Genomic DNA, 16,131 nt, shown 5'->3' with positions numbered 1-16,131 from the left:
AGTATCAACATATCGTATGCGTACGGAGAAAGATGGTGCATTACACCGCCTAGTCTTTTTTTCTTGTGTGTTCCGTTAACTGTTCTTCTTCATGCTTCTTAACACGGCCCATTAGTTCACCAGCGGCCTCATGTGGTTTAACATTGTTAAAAAGCACACTATAAATGGCACTTGTGATCGGCATCTCTACATCATATCTCTGAGCCATTTCAAATGCGGCCTGAGTTGTACGAACACCTTCCACAGCCATACCCATCTGATCAAGTACTTCATCTAATGAAAGACCTTTACCGATCATTTGACCAGCACGCCAATTTCGCGAATGAACACTTGTACAGGTAACAATAAGATCCCCAAGTCCAGATAACCCAGAGAATGTTAGCGGATCAGCACCTAGCTTCACACCCATCCGTGTAATTTCAGCAAGCCCTCTTGTCATAATCGCCGCTTTTGTATTATCCCCGTACCCAAGTCCATTGGTTACGCCGCAAACCAGCGCGATGATATTTTTAAGGGCTCCTCCGAGCTCCACTCCAACAAGATCTGTATGTGTGTACACACGGAAGTTTTGATTCATAAATAGATCCTGTGCCAGCTGTGCAGCATTTACATCTAGTGAAGAAACAGTCACCGTGGTAGGTTGACGTCGACTAACCTCTTCTGCATGGCTAGGTCCAGATAGAGCAACAACAGCTTTGAGCGTTGAATATGCGGCTGCTTCCTCTTCAATCATTTCAGATACACGCTTTTGTGTACCTGGTTCGATTCCCTTACTCACATGAATAACAGTAAGCGGACGTTTGGCTGCCTCGAGTAGTTTTTTTGTTTCTTCTCTAATTGCTTTTACTGGAACGGCTAATACAACAACCTCAGAATCAACGACTGCTTCATGAAGTTGTGTAAATCCTTTTAGATTATCAGGCAGAGTGACATCTGGAAGATAACGAGAATTTGTTTTACTAGTATTGATTTCATTAATTTGATCAGCTCTTCTTGCCCACATCCGTACTTGATGTCCGTTATCTGCAAGAACCATTCCAAGTGCCGTACCCCAACTACCGGAACCAATTACTGCGATCGTAGTCATACGCTTTCATCTCCTCACACTGCATTGTCAATTATGCTTTTTTTGCACCTAGTTTATTCTCAGTGCCCGTTAACAGACGTTGAATATTTGTGCGGTGTTTCCATAAGGAAAGCAGTGCAACGGCTACGGTTAAATAAAAGTATTCTATAGGATAATCATAATAATTCATTAACAACCACGTAGACAATGGCGTAAGTACAACAAAAAGTAAGGATCCGAGTGATACATAGCGCGTCACAAAAATACTACCAATTGCAATAACACCTGCTAGAAGGGCCGGAAATAAGACAAGCGTAGCAATTACACCAATGGTAGTTGCTACACCCTTTCCCCCTCTAAAACCAAAATAGATTGGCCAGTTATGACCTAGTATTGCCGCGAGACCTGCAAGGGTGGGAACCCAAGCATTCCCGTCACCTAGTATGACACCAAGCCAAACTGCTACAATTCCTTTAGCAATGTCCAGAACTAAAACAGAAATAGCTGGCCCCTTGCCCATCACTCGAAGCGTATTAGTCGCTCCGGCACTTTTACTACCCATTGTGCGGATATCCAACTTCAGCAATTTTTTTCCTATCAAATAACTGAAGCTGATGGAACCAAGCAGATAGCCAATACTTATGGAAACCAGAAGGGCTAGTCCCATATTCGTTCTCCTCCCACTATCTGTTTTCTATTAGTCATTTTTCTTTCTTGCAATAATTTTAACTGGTGTACCTTCAAGCTCAAACGTCGCTCGCAGTCGATTTTCTAAGAACCTTTGATATGAAAAGTGCATAAGTTCAGGCTCGTTAACAAAAAAGACAAAGGTTGGCGGGCCAACAGCTACCTGTGTAACATAGTTAATCTTGAGTCGTTTCCCTTTATCTGTAGGTGTTGGATTCATAACAACCGCGTCCATTATCATGTCATTTAAGACATGAGTGGCTACCCTAAGCGTATGGTTTTCGGCTACTTTATTAACTAGTGGTAGCAAGTGTTGCATCCGTTGACGTGTAAGTGCAGATAAGAAAAGGATAGGTGCATACGTTAAAAACAAAAATTCTTCACGAATTTTCCGTTCGAAATTCTGCATCGTTTTATCATCTTTACTTGGCACTGCATCCCACTTGTTAACAACAAACAGAATCGCTCGGCCAGCTTCATGAGCATAGCCTGCTATTTTCTTGTCTTGTTCAATGATGCCTTCCTCAGCGTTGATAACAACTAATACGACATCCGCTCGCTCGATCGCCTTTAAAGCTCTAAGCACACTATATTTTTCAGTGGACTCATAGACTTTCCCACGCTTACGCATCCCTGCCGTATCAATGACTACGTAGTCTTGATCATCCTTTGTAAACGGAGTATCAATTGCATCTCTTGTTGTTCCGGCAATATCACTAACAATGACTCGTTCTTCACCAAGCATACTGTTCACAAGGGAAGACTTCCCTACATTCGGTCTACCAATTAATGCAATTCGAATGGTATCCGGATCATACCCATCGTCTTCTTGTTCAGGGAAGTGACTTTTCACTTCATCGAGCATATCACCAAGTCCTAAGCCGTGAGAACCAGAGATACCAAAAGGCTCACCCATACCTAATGAATAGAACTCGTACAATTGTTGTTGCATTTCAACGTTATCAATTTTGTTCACAGCTAATACAACTGGTTTTTTTGAGCGGAATAAAAGCTTAGCCACTTCTTGATCAGCATTCGTAATACCTTCACGGCCATTAACCATAAAAATAATGACATCTGACTCTTTAATAGCTAACTCTGCTTGCGCACGCATCTGAACCAACAATGGTTCATCACCAATTTCAATACCGCCTGTATCGATCACCTGAAATTCCGTATCTAGCCATTCACCTTGACTATAGATTCGATCACGAGTTACCCCAGGAATATCCTCTACGATAGCAATTCTTTCTCCTACAATACGATTAAAAATTGTAGATTTTCCGACGTTTGGACGTCCTACAATGGCTACGACTGGTTTAGTCACAGCGCCACAACCTTTCTCTAAATGCCAGTATGAATCTGAGCAATCAGATTTCACCAGACATCATTCATACGAAAAAACGACACGATCATCCACTCGTTGATCGAGCGCATTCTTTGCCGTTTCTAACTTACTTATCTTACTAAATCTCACCGTGCTTGTCGACCCTATATCAAAGGTTTTATAGGCTTTGTGATGCATGAGAGCTGTTTTCTGTCAGTCGTTTAGCCATTTCAAGTCCAATTTTAAGAATGAGATGGGCACAAAATAACCCTTGTGTGGCTGCTAATGCGTCAAAGAAAATCCCGTCTCCAATTTCATATGACCCCCATATTTGAACAAAAATAAGATGAACGAGTACTTCTCCATGAAGCATACCTAATGTGACAACAATAATTCGCGAAAACGAAGGCTTCATGATTAAGTAGCCTACACAGAAAATGAGGCCAGCCACAATCCACTGCTTTTCAGCAAAAAGAATAATTGGGTCATAGATAGACCATAGGACAAACCCTGCGTAGACAGCAGTTATTAGCCAAACAGAAAGGAACCACGTAAATAGTTTCTGTTTTGTTTGAAGCTGAAAACATCGATAACAGCCTACGCTCAGCCAAATAAAGCCAAGATTTAATTGCCCAGAAGGCACGGTCACATCTATTGAATAAAAGACAATAAAGAATAAGATAAACATAGACCATTTATACCGATTCATTGATTTTGGTACTAAAAACGTCACGACAATCCACGCACACCAGCTGAACCAATACATGATAAGCCCTTCCATGATTTTTCCCCCTATCCTAGTTTCATATTCTAGTATGGGCGAAAAAACAGTCGTTAAACCTCAAAAAACCAGTAGCCTCTAATTAAAAGTGGCTACTGGTTTCGTTCTGTGTGTTTTTTATTGTTTATATTTCTTTAATTGGTCACCAATCATATCCCCTAATGAAAAACCGCCGGAATCTTCTTCACGGCTCTTGTCATATTGAGCATATTCTTGACTTCCTTCATCATCTGTTAAAAGCTCTCTAATACTAAGAGAGACTCGTTTATCTTCTGCGCTCACTTCAAGCACTTTGACCTGAACACTTTCTCCCTCACTTAATACCTCAGACGGTGTTCCGATGTGTCGGTTAGCAATCTGTGAAATGTGCACAAGACCTTCAATGCCAGGCGCTACCTCGACAAACGCTCCAAATGATACAAGTCGCTTGACTGTACCCTCAATAACATCATCTACTGAGAACTGCTGAGCAACCTTCTCCCATGGACCAGGTTCTGTATCTTTTATGGAGAGAGAAACACGCTCACTATTAGAATCCACCGAAAGAATCTTAACTTTTACTTTATCACCCTCAGTGACAATTTCAGAAGGCGTTTCGACACGATAATGAGCTAGTTGAGAGATGTGCACAAGCCCATCTACACCACCAACATCTACAAACGCACCGAAATTAGTTAATCTCTGAACGGTTCCCTCAACAGTATCACCCGGTTGGAGGGAATCAAGAATTTTACGTTTATTTACTTCTACTTCTTCATCAAGCACTGCTCGTTGAGAAAGAATAAGTTTGTTATGTTCTTTATCAATTTCAGCCACTTTTAATCGGAGAACTCGACCTTTGTAGTCTGAAAAGTCTTCAACAAAATGTCTTTCTACTAAGGAGGCCGGGATAAATCCACGAACACCTACATCCACAACTAGACCGCCTTTTACAACATCTGCAACTTCTGCCTCAATAATTTCACCTGATTCAAAAGCAGCTTGCAGTCGTTCCCACGCTTTTTCAGCCTGTACAGCGCGTTTAGATAGAACGAGTTCATCATCAGTGACCTTCTGAATTTTGAGTTCGAGTTCATCATCAACTGCTAGAGCATCACTGACAGTTTCTATGTGGAGGCTTGATAGCTCACTAATCGGCACAATACCATCTACCTTAAAACCCACATCAACAAAGGCTTGCTTATCCTCTACCTTCGTTACCTTACCCGTCACAATATCTCCAACAGAGAATGATTTCATTTCAGATACTTCATTATTCAAATCTTCGACCATTGACATCTGCCTCCTTCAATCCCCGCAAATTAAATGAGCGGTATCAAACTAGTTTTATAAAAATCTTTCAAATGAATGAAAGAATTTTAATCCTGAGGTTGTTGGTGTTGATCCAATAGCTTTTGTATTTCTGTCATGATGGTTTCTGTTACTTCTGCTGAGTTCGCTTTTTCTTGACGCTCTTTGCTTAAATCAATGGGTTCTCCGTAGATTAGCTTTAATGCTTTTCCACGTTTATATCCACCAACTATCGCACATGGAACAACTACTGCTTCAGTTTTCAAAGCAAAGAATCCAGCACCCGCCAAACCTTTACCCAGCATACCATCTTTGCTTCTTGTCCCCTCTGGAAAGAGGCCTAAGATTTCATTGTCATTTAGATATGAAATCCCTTTTCGCAACGTTTGTTTGTCAGCTCCACCGCGTTTTACTGGAAATGCGCCTAGCTTTGGTAGCAATTGTTTTAATATAGGCTTCTCAAACAATTCTTGTTTAGCCATATACCTAGTTGGTCGTTTTATATAGGCTCCTAGAAAAGGCGGATCGAGATTACTAGTATGGTTGCAACAAAGTAGAACCCCTCCCTGTTCAGGAATGTTCTCTTTGCCTTCAATCTCTATTTTGTAAAACGTTGATAAATAAACACGGCAGACAAATTGACCTACTTGATATAACCCCATCTTAAAGTGTCCGCTCTTTTGCCAAATCTGTAATGGCTTGGGCAACTTCAGCAATAGATAATGTGGTTGTATCAATCTCCACGGCATCTTCTGCTTTTTTAAGTGGTGCAAATGCTCTAGTTGAGTCCAGTTCATCCCGTTTGGCAATATCGGCTTGTAACTGTTCGTAATCTGAAGGCATGCCTTTACTTAACTGCTCTTCATGACGTCTACGTGCTCTCTCCGTAACAGTTGCCGTCAAAAATACTTTTAGACGGGCATTCGGGAGCACAAATGTACCAATATCACGACCGTCGAGTACGCTATTTGTTATACTCGCAAGCTGGCGCTGACGTTCTACCATCTCTTCACGAACAGATTGATAACTTGAGACAAGTGATACGGCCTTGTTAACCTCATCTGAACGTATGTCTGTTGTAACGTCTTTGTCATTCAAAAGGACTCTGGAGCCATTCTGATCAACTAACAATTGAATACGACACTGACTCAATAATTCACTTAAATCACGTTCATTTAGTGTGTTAACATTCTCTCTTATTGCAGCAAGCGTTAACGCTCTATACATTGCACCTGTGTCAATATACAAAAAGCCTAGTTCTTCTGATACAAGCTTTGCAACCGTGCTTTTTCCAGCACCAGCAGGTCCATCAATTGCGATATTCACTGAATCACTCATTTCATACACCTCAAATTATCCGTAACACTTGTCACTTATACGATTCTGCTTATTCAAAAACCCTAAAAAGGATTCTTTCTACGTTGCAATTATAGCATATTTATGGAATTGGGTCTAATGAAACCTTGCTACTACCCACTTCTACACCTATACTTACATTTTCATTTTCTTTTTTTCTACTAGTTGTTTTTCAAAAATATACGTCATGATCTTTTCGCGATCGCGCTTGGCTAAGTGAAGAAACTCAAACGAAATTCGCTCTTGAGAATGTTCCGTAGGTTGTATGACACGCACAATATCTGCTTTGACTTGTAGATAATCCACAGTTCCTGATGGTCTGTGTAGGACAAGATAAAGCATCACCACGTCACCAACTGGTGGACTCTCATAATTTCTAGGAAGGGTGACCGCACAGCCTCCTCCACTAATATCAACTGTTGTGGAAGCAAAAGGATAATAAGCGGATCCGGCTGGATGTACAGCCACATCAGCCCTTGCCGAAATTCGGACATATTCACGGCGCTGCATTCTCATAATTTGATCTGGCTCCGGTTGATTTAAAACTAGAACAGGAATTTCTGCCTTTTTTCTCCCGAGAATGGTTGCTTCAAATGAGTATACTGCCTCTTCCTTTGAGACCCACCACGTTTTGAACTGTGTTCCATCATAAAAAAATGCTGGTTTTTTTGTTTCTTCATTAATTGGATAATCAATAATGAGACGTCCGTCTTCAATGTCAACCACTCGACAGCGATAAACTGGGACCGGTTTCTCCATTTCTTGATGTTTCGCCTCCAGATATAAGGTCATTCCTACTTCCACAAATCCGCCGCCCCTCCTGATTATTATACTATTTATTATCGCATGATTTGGTAAAATGGCAAGGCTCTTCACCTTATAAAGCAGCAACAAAATAAAGAATCCAAAAGCCAATCAAATCAACTTTTGGATCCTTCATTGAATTATTGATAAACAGGTTCAGACTGAACAAGTCTTTCAACTTTTTCTTCTTGTCCATCTTCTGCATTAATAAAAATTCTATATGAATCATCATCAAGAACACCTAAAAACTCGTAGCATAGAACTTCCTCATTGATGTTGTTTTTGATCACACCAATATGCTCTTCCATGATCTCTACTTTAGGATTCACCTTTATTGCAGCTTCCTCGCGACTAATTTTTGGTGTTGCGATATCACGATCCTCTTGATGATTAATAAGATATCCTTTAGCCTCATAGCTTGTCACATCTCCATTATCAAGTGCAACCTCGATTAAAATGGAATCTGGATAGATTCTAGCCTCATCTTGCTTATACACATATTCAAAGACACCCGTCGTATCATATTGCGTACTATCAACAAGTTCCATCCCTTTTTTTCCGTGATTATCTAAAAAGTTTTTAGCGATTTCAGATGCTTCATTTAAACCAACCGTTTGTTTTCCCATTTTACGATCTTGCATAAACCAGATCGGTTCTCCTCCGTTGATACTCACATCCATATAATAATGCGCTTCGTGGTCCGGGTCATCAATCACCAGTGTGTAAGCCGGGTACTCCAGCCCTTTACCAGTACGAGTGACATTTACTTTTGCTCCCTTTCCAACGCCTGCATAGCTCCTACCAATCTCTTGCGCTTCTTCCTCTGTAATCTCTTTTCCTTTTAAGGCTTCCTTCAGCTCACCATTAATATCTCTAATAGCGTCTTTACTTGCTCCCCAGTCTACTTCAGTAAATCCTTCTACAGATTTATTCATCAGTTCAAATTGACCCGGTACACTTTCCTCGCCCTGTGTTTGGTCGTCATTTAAGCTTGCTTCTACCCACCGGTGTTTGTCGTTCATCGCTTGTGCCTGCATTTTTCGCATGCTCTCACGAATGGTTCCTGCATGTTTGTGCAAATCCGTTAAGGTTTGATATTCCTTATCCGTTAAGGGTTCTTTGTCCAAATCACGAACGGATGTACGATAGCTGAAGTCACCTATTCTATAGAGGAATTCTTCTGCATCACTTGTTTTCACTGATTGAACAGGAAGTTCTGCTATGTTTTTCTGTGCTAAACTTGTGATTCTCCAAACTTCAGCCAAAGAAGGTGTCAGCTGTCTTCTCGTGTTCATCGCTAATGTTTTTCCGAGCTCATCTTCAATTTGATCCAGGTTAAATGTTAAATCGTGAAAGGCTCGTTGATAACTATTTTCTGCTTGAATTCGAAGCTGATCACTTTCACCTTTTTGTTGAAAACCCCACCATCCAGTTCCAATAAGTGCGGCTGCTGCAATTCCAATTATGATGTTTCGGAACATAGTCCTTCACCTCCACCTTTCTAATAACAAAAGATATGTTTGCCTATACGTTTAATTTGCTCTCTTGACCAAATCCAATCGGACGTCGCTGTTACTGGGTTGAAGTAATAAATAGCGTTGCCTGTTGGATCCTGACCATTTAAAGCATCGATCACAGCTTTTCTAGCTGTTTCATCTGGTTCATTGTAGATTTGCCCGTCCGCTACAGCCGTGAATGCTCTCGGTTCATAAATAACTTCTGAAACGGTATTCGGAAACGTAGCACTATTGATACGGTTGATAATGACTGCAGCTACAGCTACTTGCCCAACATACGGCTCTCCTCTTGCTTCACCATAAACGGCCTGAGCCATTAATCGAATATCATTATCTGAATATCCTGATGGTACGTTATTGGCTTTTTCAACAGTCGGCTGATCATTCTCAGGTTTTTGTGGTTGTTCATCGCCACCTGTACCTTCTTTATTCCCAGCTGAAGATGACGCTTTTTGTTTAGATGATGGTTGGTGTTTAGCTTGACCACCTTTCTTTCCACCTTTAGCACTTCCTTTTGGTCCCTGCTGTTTTTCTTTTGGAGTACCACCGTAATGAGTGAATTTTCTCCCTTCATTTAACGCATTTTGTACAAAGCCTTCATCATACTTAGTAGACTTTGCCAAGCGTTGCTTCATATCATCTCCAACAAGTCCATCCACTGTCATACCAAAATCGTTTTGAAAATTACGAACAGCCCAATACGTTCCCCATCCATACACTCCGTCGATCTTTCCAGTAAAAAAACCGTTGTACTGTAGTCTTGCTTGAAGCTCAACTACATCGTCACCCGTTGATCCTTTTTGAATAATTTGTTCTGAAAAAGCAAGAGCCTCTTCACTAAGAGAAGTAGATATACATAGAGCTACAATTAACCCTAACCATACTTTTTTTATTTTGGGATACTGTCTATTCCTGTTCATTCTTTTCCCTCCTGTCGCTTTATCCGCTACTATATTCGTTGCGTGCTTTTAGTCTTTGTTGGAAAAAAGGTTTTATTCATCTGTTTTTCCATAAAAAAAAGAAACTCAGCTCTAAGCCGAGTTTCGTTATTCGCATTATTTAGTGGCAATGCTTTGCTTTTGGTGGATATAATTCGAAAGTTCAACCGTGACATCATAATGCATAAAGGGAGTAATTAAGTAGATGCCATTAAACCATTCATACGCTGTATCGATTAAGTCTTTAGCAATTGCAATACCTTCACGCTTAGAAGCTTCAGGATCCCCATCATGTCTTGCCATAACCTCTCTAATTTGATTCGTTAACTTGATTCCTGGTACTTCATTATGGAGGAATTCTGCATTTCTTGAACTAACTAAAGGCATAATGCCAATATATATTGGTTGCTCTAGATGTTTAGTTTCCTCATAAATAATCTTTAGCTGATGATGATCATATACAGGTTGACTCATAAAATAGTCTGCCCCGCTATTAATTTTCTTTTCTAATCGTTGTACAGCTTTGTCGATATACTTCACATTTGGATTAAAAGCTGCACCTATTGTAAAATCTGCTTTCTCACCAAGTTCTTTACCTGAAAAAGACAAACCTTCGTTTAATTGCTTAATCATCGCAATAAGTTGGTAGGAGGCGACATCATATACAGAGGTTGCACCTGGAAAATCACCTATTTTTGTTGGATCACCTGTAATCGTTAACACATCTGTTAGACCTAACGCATGCAACCCCATGAGATGAGATTGCAACCCAATTAAGTTACGGTCGCGGCATGTCAGATGAACAAGCGGCCTGATTCCAGCCTGCTCTTTCACTAATGTACCTAGAGCAAGATTGTCCACCCTTGGAGAAGCTAGAGAATTATCGGCTAGCGTCAAGGCATCAATCCCTGCCCCTTTTAGTGCTATTGCGCCCTCCATAAACCTTCGTGTATTTAGCTTTTTAGGTGGATCTAATTCAACAATGACTGACTTGCGTGCTTTCACGAGCTCTGTTAGCTTTTTTTCTTTCCTCTTAGGTGTTGGTTCAGATAGTGGTTGCCTAATTGACACCTTGATTGTTTTTTTTCTAACTGGTTCCCTAGACTGAACAGCATCTGCAATTGCTCGAATATGTTCAGGCGTAGTCCCGCAGCAACCTCCAATCAAACGTGCACCTTGATCAATAAATTTGCCTGTCATATTGGCGAAATAGTCTGGATTTGACGAATAGAAGAATCGTCCATCTCGATAATCAGGTAAGCTGGCATTTGGGTAAACGGCTAAGTAACTATGGTCAGGGATTGGAATCTCTTCAAACGATCGCAGCATATGAGCCGGACCCATCCGACAATTCAAACCAACAACGTCTGCTCCTGCGTCTGTTAAGCGAGTAAAAGCATCTGTCGCCTGAATCCCACCACTCATTACACCAATATCCCCTAAACTCACATTTACAATGACAGGAAGAGCACTATGTTCCTTCGCAATGGACGTCACCATAAGAGCTTCCTCTAGATCATAAAAAGTCTCAAATAATAAACCGTCTACACCCTCATCTACTAACGTCAAAATTTGCTCGGTTAATGCAGCTTTGATTTCAGTTAATGTGGAGTCCTCCATTTGAAAGCGGCGAATTCCCCCCACAGTACCGACAACAAATGCCTGATTTTGAGCAGCTTGTTTAGCAAGAGCTACTGCTCTTCTGTTTATTTCAACTGTTTTGTCCTCTAAACCATACTTAATTAGTTTTAAGCGATTAGCGGCATATGTATTGGTTTGAATAACATTTGCCCCTGCTTGTAGATATTCTTTGTGAATCGAGATGATTTCTTCCGGATGACTGATATTAATCTCCTCAAAGCATTGCTGTTCAATGCCCCGTTCATATAACAAGGTACCCATCGCACCATCGCCTACTAAAAGATCAGTCTTTAATCTCTCTAACAATCCCACATGTATCTCCTCCCGCTTATCTATAGGTTCACACCTTCTTAATAAACAGCTGAAAAAGCTTGCTTTAAGTCATCAATTAAATCCTGACATCGTTCTATGCCGACAGAGAAACGAAGTAATCGATTATCCACACCGTTTGCAATTCGAATATCTTCTGGAATATCCGCATGAGTTTGGGTTGTTGGGTATGTCATTAAGCTCTCTACACCCCCAAGACTTTCGGCAAAAGAAATGAGCTTCAGATTTTGTAAAATCGGATTTATCCATGTTTCATCCTTCACTCTAAAGGAGATCATTCCTCCTCGACCTGGATAAAGAACTTCATCTACTTCTTCTGCATTCTCCAAGTACTCGACGATTTCCTTTGCGTTTTGTTCATGTTTTTCCATTCTTAAAGCTAACGTTTTCATGCCTCTTACGACAAGCCACGAATCAAACGCTGAAAGAGTTGCGCCAATCCCGTTATGGTAGTAGCCGATTCGTTCAGATAACTCCTTACCCTTCGCCACAATTAAGCCCGCAATGACATCATTATGTCCGCTTATGTACTTTGAAGCACTATGAATAACGATGTCTGCTCCATCCGCAATGGGTTGTTGGATTAACGGAGTATAAAATGTATTATCAACGATTAAAAGCACATTGTGTTTTTTGGCTATAGCAGCAAGATCAGGAATGGACGCCTCTTGCATAAGCGGATTGGTTGGTGATTCAATAAATAACGCTTTGGTTGCTGGCGTAATGGCCGCTTCAAATGTATCTAGATCTCGGGGATCTGAGTAGTTAAATGTTAGACCCCAGCGATTCCATCCTTCTTCAAATAAACGATAGGTCCCACCGTACAAGTCTTTAGAAGCTAGAATTTCATCACCGTTTTCAAATAGAGACAACACGATTTGTACAGCTGCCATACCTGAACTGCAGGCAAAACCAGCGTCTCCTAGCTCTAATTCTGCAATCGCATTCTCTAATACTTCCCTCGTTGGATTCCCAGTTCGTGCATAATCATACCCCGTTGATTCGCCTATTCCTGTATGCCTAAAAGCCGTTGAAAAGTAGACTGGCGCGTTAACTGCTCCTGTCCGATTATCTACACGGTTCCCGGTTTGCACCAAAATTGTTTCGATTGATTGTTTAGACATTGTTGATCCCTCCAAATTTTTAAATAAAAAAAGCACCTTCCTCTAAAATAAGAAGAAGGTGCTTATCTATTGCACATAAGCTTCCTCTTATCTTAGCAGCTATAAACTGCCGGAATTAGCACCTTGCCATATGTGGCTGGTTGCTGAGACTTCGCAGGGCCTTTCCCTCCATCTCTCGTGATAAGAATAAAACATATTAAGTTTTTGAATATTCACTTTAACATACAGGACATACGTTAAAATTGCAAGAAGTTTTTACGTTTCGGGTGATGCTTCAATATTCAAACGTTCCTCATTGCCACACACACAGCGTTTGAATCCCGTTTCATATTGTCCGTCCTCATTAAGGCGTCCTCTAAGAATATACTTCTCCTTGCATTCAGGACAGCGAATGACGATTCGATAACGTTCCTCCGACATGGTTTAATTCCTCCTTATACGTGGTGATTGTTGATCCTGCCTCCGCGCTAGCTTAATTTTGTAAATAGCAAACGCCCAAAGCATCAGCATGAAAGGAATTATTCCGAACAAAACATAATGGTCAAATAAAAAAACAATGTAATCATATGAACTATGTAAGGTTATAGGCAAAATCAATGACAACGCCAAATACCAGCGTTTCTTAGCAGGTATTAGCTTTGCATTGCTCATATAATACCCCATAATAATGCCAAATAATGCATGACTTGAAACCGGCATTAAAGCTCGTCCTACCGCTGTTTCAATCCCGTGGGCAATTAAGTAAAAGATGTTCTCCATCGTTGCAAATCCGAGAGATAAAGACACACCGTATACAATGCCATCATTTCTTCGTACGATCGTACCATGTTGGTAAGCAAAGATAAAAAGAATAAACCATTTGAAAAATTCCTCAGTAAATCCATAAAGTATAAGTGCTTGTAGCCAATCTTGTGAGAAGACCTCTTCCTCTATAAAGGCATATTGCAACACCATTACAGGAAACACCAACAGGATGCCGATTAAAAATGTGCGAATGATGGTCTCATGTAGCTTACGGCGATAGTCGGTCTTCAAGTAAAAATACGTTAATAGCCCAATTGCAGGAGCTATCGCAGCCGTCAGCAACGAAAACATCTACGACCTGCCTTTCCACGAAGTACAGACCCTAATGCATACTCAATCAATATGTGATCGTTCATGCTTCCTACCGGGACCTGACTTGAACCTCTTCTTTACATGCAGTACAGCCATTATATGCCTATCGAGTATCCTTTTCAAGAAAAAGCCACTAGCGGTCAAATCCAAGACTTATATTTGCGCCTGAAGCCAAAAGCACCATTGTTTTAATTCTCGCTTTTTTGCTATCATAATCCGAGCCTAGAATGACCCCTTTTTGCTCCAAATCATTAGCGCTTCCTTCATACTCATACGTTGGATATACTTTTCCTTCTTCTGCTGATGTGGTCATAACAACTGTTTTCCCATTCAGTATTGCCTGATCAAGAGCAGATACTAGGTGAGGAGGGACTTGGCCTCTACCAACTCCTTCAAGCACAACGCCTGCCGATTCTTGCAAGATACTTTCTAATACCTTCTTATTCATGCCTAAATAAATCTTTGCGATGGAAACGTCTGGTAAAGGGTTAATCAGAGTATAGGTGTCTCGACTGATTGGTTTTTGATAAAGAAAAATTGTATCATTATCAATAATGCCTAAATAACCAAATCCAAAGGCGTTAAAACCCTGAATATTAGAAGCGTGCTCTTTTTTGACATACCTCGCCGCAAAAATCCGCTCATTAAAAACAACAACCGTTCCAACGTGTTGAAGATCTTTATGACAAGCTGCATACACAGCATGACGTAGATTAATGAATGCATCACTTCCTAATTGTTCAGGACCTCGTTGAGAGCCCGTTACAATAACTGGACGATCATCTGTGATCACTAAGTCAAGAAAATAAGCGGTCTCTTCTAAGGTATCTGTGCCGTGTGTCACTACAACTCCATCTACCTCTGGATCACTAAACGCATCATCAATTTCTTTTTTTAATTCTAGCCAGTCATCGAGTGTAATATGAATACTTGGTTTTTGCAACATCGAACGTACGGTCACTTGTATATCATTTGGGAGTTGACATAAATCCGTTAATTCTTCACCCGTTAATTCTCCCGCTACCAGCTTTCCATCCTTATTCTCGGTGCTCGCTATCGTGCCACCGGTCGTAATCAGTACCACTTTTTTCATTTATTCGACTCCTTTTTTGACTGATATTCTGCAATTTTTTCTGCAATTCTACCACCGTGCCATCGTCCATTTTCAATAAAAATCTCATTGGCATTATTACCCGCTGCAATGACCCCCGCAATAAAAAGACCCTCTACGTTGGTTTCATAAGTCTCTTCGTCGAATTCGGGTCTACCCGTCTCCTCATCTACGGAAACACCCATGCTTTTTATAAATTGATGATCTGGATGATACCCTGTCATAGCAAATACATAATCTGCTTTAACTTTCTTTGATTCTCCTAACACAGAATACTCTACCTCTGACTGAGTAATTCGATTAATCTCCGCCTGGAACTCTAACGATATTTTGTTGTTTTTAACAAGAGAAACATACTCAGGTAGAATCCAAGGCTTTACACTTGGCGAATAGTCTTCACCACGATATAGTGCTGTGACATAGGCCCCCGCTTTCTCAAGCTCAAGTGCCGCATCAATTGCAGAGTTCTTTCCTCCAATTACCACAACATGTTGCCTAAAATAAGGGTGCGCCTCTTTAAAATAGTGATACACGTGCGGTAGAGCTTCTCCTTCAATATTCATATAGTTAGGTGAATCATAATATCCTGTTGCAATGACAACATGTGCCGCTTCATACTCATCTTTCTCTGTGACAACATGAAAAGATCCATTATCTAGCTTTGTCACCTTTTGGACTTTCTCATGGGAGTGAATACGAAGGTTCTTGCGTTCAGCGACACTACGATAATATACCAACGCTTGATTACGATGTGGCTTTCGGTCTTCTGTTACAAAAGCAACATCACCAATTTCTAACTTTTCACTTGTACTAAAAAACGTCTGATGAGTCGGGTATTTTGAGATTGCACTGACAATATGATCTTTTTCGATAATTAGTGGGTGCAGTCCTTTATCTTGGCAAGCAATCGCTGCAGCCAACCCACAGGGACCGCCTCCGATAATGAGAACTTCTTCTTTTTTCAACAACGTTTGTCACACTCCATTCCTGCATAAAAAGGGAAGAGAGTTTTTCTCATCGTCTTCTTAATATGCCGCTTTTTC

General features: G+C 40.7%; 16 protein-coding genes and 1 riboswitch. All 16 genes read right to left on the bottom strand.

The features are described 5' to 3' along the window. Window positions 1-49: 49 nt before the first annotated feature. The gene (locus tag J2S05_RS03450) at window positions 50-1,087 is read right to left on the bottom strand and encodes an NAD(P)H-dependent glycerol-3-phosphate dehydrogenase (RefSeq protein ID WP_306979917.1); all 1,038 of its coding nucleotides are present in this window, start codon (window positions 1,085-1,087) and stop codon (window positions 50-52) included. Between the two features lie 31 nt (window positions 1,088-1,118). Next, a complete protein-coding gene (gene plsY, locus J2S05_RS03445; protein ID WP_306979915.1) occupies window positions 1,119-1,733 on the bottom strand; it encodes a glycerol-3-phosphate 1-O-acyltransferase PlsY in 615 nt (204 codons plus the stop codon). Window positions 1,734-1,763: 30 nt separating this feature from the next. Next, the gene (der, locus tag J2S05_RS03440; RefSeq protein ID WP_306979913.1) at window positions 1,764-3,080 is read right to left on the bottom strand and encodes a ribosome biogenesis GTPase Der; all 1,317 of its coding nucleotides are present in this window, start codon (window positions 3,078-3,080) and stop codon (window positions 1,764-1,766) included. Window positions 3,081-3,258: 178 nt separating this feature from the next. After that, window positions 3,259-3,861: a YphA family membrane protein gene (locus J2S05_RS03435; RefSeq protein WP_306979911.1), complete on the bottom strand. Its 603-nt coding sequence runs from the start codon at window positions 3,859-3,861 to the stop codon at window positions 3,259-3,261. Window positions 3,862-3,978: 117 nt separating this feature from the next. Then, window positions 3,979-5,133 carry a 30S ribosomal protein S1 gene (gene rpsA, locus J2S05_RS03430; protein ID WP_306979909.1) on the bottom strand — a complete coding sequence of 385 codons (1,155 nt, stop codon included), beginning with the start codon at window positions 5,131-5,133 and terminating at the stop codon, window positions 3,979-3,981. Between the two features lie 86 nt (window positions 5,134-5,219). Then, window positions 5,220-5,813 carry a lysophospholipid acyltransferase family protein gene (locus J2S05_RS03425; RefSeq protein WP_306979907.1) on the bottom strand — a complete coding sequence of 198 codons (594 nt, stop codon included), beginning with the start codon at window positions 5,811-5,813 and terminating at the stop codon, window positions 5,220-5,222. 1 nt (window position 5,814) lies between these two features. Then, on the bottom strand, window positions 5,815-6,489 hold the full coding sequence (gene cmk, locus J2S05_RS03420; RefSeq protein ID WP_306979906.1) for a (d)CMP kinase: 675 nt from the start codon (window positions 6,487-6,489) through the stop codon (window positions 5,815-5,817). 153 nt (window positions 6,490-6,642) lie between these two features. Beyond that, entirely contained in the window at window positions 6,643-7,311 is a 669-nt protein-coding gene (locus J2S05_RS03415; protein WP_306979905.1) for a flagellar brake protein, read from the bottom strand. Window positions 7,312-7,451: 140 nt separating this feature from the next. Continuing rightward, the gene (ypeB, locus tag J2S05_RS03410) at window positions 7,452-8,792 is read right to left on the bottom strand and encodes a germination protein YpeB (RefSeq protein ID WP_306979904.1); all 1,341 of its coding nucleotides are present in this window, start codon (window positions 8,790-8,792) and stop codon (window positions 7,452-7,454) included. 20 nt (window positions 8,793-8,812) lie between these two features. Beyond that, window positions 8,813-9,748, bottom strand: coding sequence for a spore cortex-lytic enzyme (gene sleB / locus J2S05_RS03405; RefSeq protein WP_306979902.1), 936 nt, complete (start codon window positions 9,746-9,748; stop codon window positions 8,813-8,815). 135 nt (window positions 9,749-9,883) lie between these two features. After that, the gene (locus J2S05_RS03400; protein WP_306979900.1) at window positions 9,884-11,719 is read right to left on the bottom strand and encodes a bifunctional homocysteine S-methyltransferase/methylenetetrahydrofolate reductase; all 1,836 of its coding nucleotides are present in this window, start codon (window positions 11,717-11,719) and stop codon (window positions 9,884-9,886) included. Between the two features lie 38 nt (window positions 11,720-11,757). Next, window positions 11,758-12,861 (bottom strand): methionine biosynthesis PLP-dependent protein, encoded by a 1,104-nt coding sequence (locus J2S05_RS03395; protein ID WP_306979897.1) that lies wholly within the window; start codon window positions 12,859-12,861, stop codon window positions 11,758-11,760. 84 nt (window positions 12,862-12,945) lie between these two features. After that, window positions 12,946-13,048, bottom strand: a riboswitch (SAM riboswitch). Between the two features lie 68 nt (window positions 13,049-13,116). Beyond that, window positions 13,117-13,281 (bottom strand): hypothetical protein, encoded by a 165-nt coding sequence (locus tag J2S05_RS03390; protein ID WP_306979896.1) that lies wholly within the window; start codon window positions 13,279-13,281, stop codon window positions 13,117-13,119. Window positions 13,282-13,284: 3 nt separating this feature from the next. After that, window positions 13,285-13,956 (bottom strand): glutamic-type intramembrane protease PrsW, encoded by a 672-nt coding sequence (gene prsW, locus J2S05_RS03385; protein WP_306979893.1) that lies wholly within the window; start codon window positions 13,954-13,956, stop codon window positions 13,285-13,287. Window positions 13,957-14,110: 154 nt separating this feature from the next. Beyond that, window positions 14,111-15,070 carry an asparaginase gene (locus J2S05_RS03380; protein WP_306979891.1) on the bottom strand — a complete coding sequence of 320 codons (960 nt, stop codon included), beginning with the start codon at window positions 15,068-15,070 and terminating at the stop codon, window positions 14,111-14,113. After that, a complete protein-coding gene (locus J2S05_RS03375; RefSeq protein WP_306981083.1) occupies window positions 15,067-16,053 on the bottom strand; it encodes a YpdA family putative bacillithiol disulfide reductase in 987 nt (328 codons plus the stop codon). Before J2S05_RS03375 ends, J2S05_RS03380 begins: the two co-directional genes overlap by 4 nt. Between the last annotated feature and the right edge of the window lie 78 nt (window positions 16,054-16,131).

The sequence above is a fragment of the Alkalicoccobacillus murimartini genome (assembly GCF_030813245.1).
Taxonomy (GTDB): Bacteria; Bacillota; Bacilli; order Bacillales; family Bacillaceae_D; genus Alkalicoccobacillus; species Alkalicoccobacillus murimartini.
The sequence above is the reverse complement of the archived record's forward strand: the minus strand, read 5'-3'. Positions and strand labels throughout refer to the sequence as shown.

Excerpts from the sequence above, each read along its gene's own strand:
- J2S05_RS03450 (WP_306979917.1), bottom strand. The coding sequence starts at position 1,087 with ATGACTACGATCGCAGTAATTGGTTCCGGTAGTTGGGGTACGGCACTT.
- plsY (WP_306979915.1), bottom strand. The coding sequence starts at position 1,733 with ATGGGACTAGCCCTTCTGGTTTCCATAAGTATTGGCTATCTGCTTGGT.
- J2S05_RS03435 (WP_306979911.1), bottom strand. The coding sequence starts at position 3,861 with ATGGAAGGGCTTATCATGTATTGGTTCAGCTGGTGTGCGTGGATTGTC.
- rpsA (WP_306979909.1), bottom strand. The coding sequence starts at position 5,133 with ATGGTCGAAGATTTGAATAATGAAGTATCTGAAATGAAATCATTCTCT.
- J2S05_RS03425 (WP_306979907.1), bottom strand. The coding sequence starts at position 5,813 with ATGGGGTTATATCAAGTAGGTCAATTTGTCTGCCGTGTTTATTTATCA.
- cmk (WP_306979906.1), bottom strand. The coding sequence starts at position 6,489 with ATGAGTGATTCAGTGAATATCGCAATTGATGGACCTGCTGGTGCTGGA.
- ypeB (WP_306979904.1), bottom strand. The coding sequence starts at position 8,792 with ATGTTCCGAAACATCATAATTGGAATTGCAGCAGCCGCACTTATTGGA.
- sleB (WP_306979902.1), bottom strand. The coding sequence starts at position 9,748 with ATGAACAGGAATAGACAGTATCCCAAAATAAAAAAAGTATGGTTAGGG.
- J2S05_RS03395 (WP_306979897.1), bottom strand. The coding sequence starts at position 12,861 with ATGTCTAAACAATCAATCGAAACAATTTTGGTGCAAACCGGGAACCGT.
- J2S05_RS03390 (WP_306979896.1), bottom strand. The coding sequence starts at position 13,281 with ATGTCGGAGGAACGTTATCGAATCGTCATTCGCTGTCCTGAATGCAAG.
- prsW (WP_306979893.1), bottom strand. The coding sequence starts at position 13,956 with ATGTTTTCGTTGCTGACGGCTGCGATAGCTCCTGCAATTGGGCTATTA.
- J2S05_RS03380 (WP_306979891.1), bottom strand. The coding sequence starts at position 15,070 with ATGAAAAAAGTGGTACTGATTACGACCGGTGGCACGATAGCGAGCACC.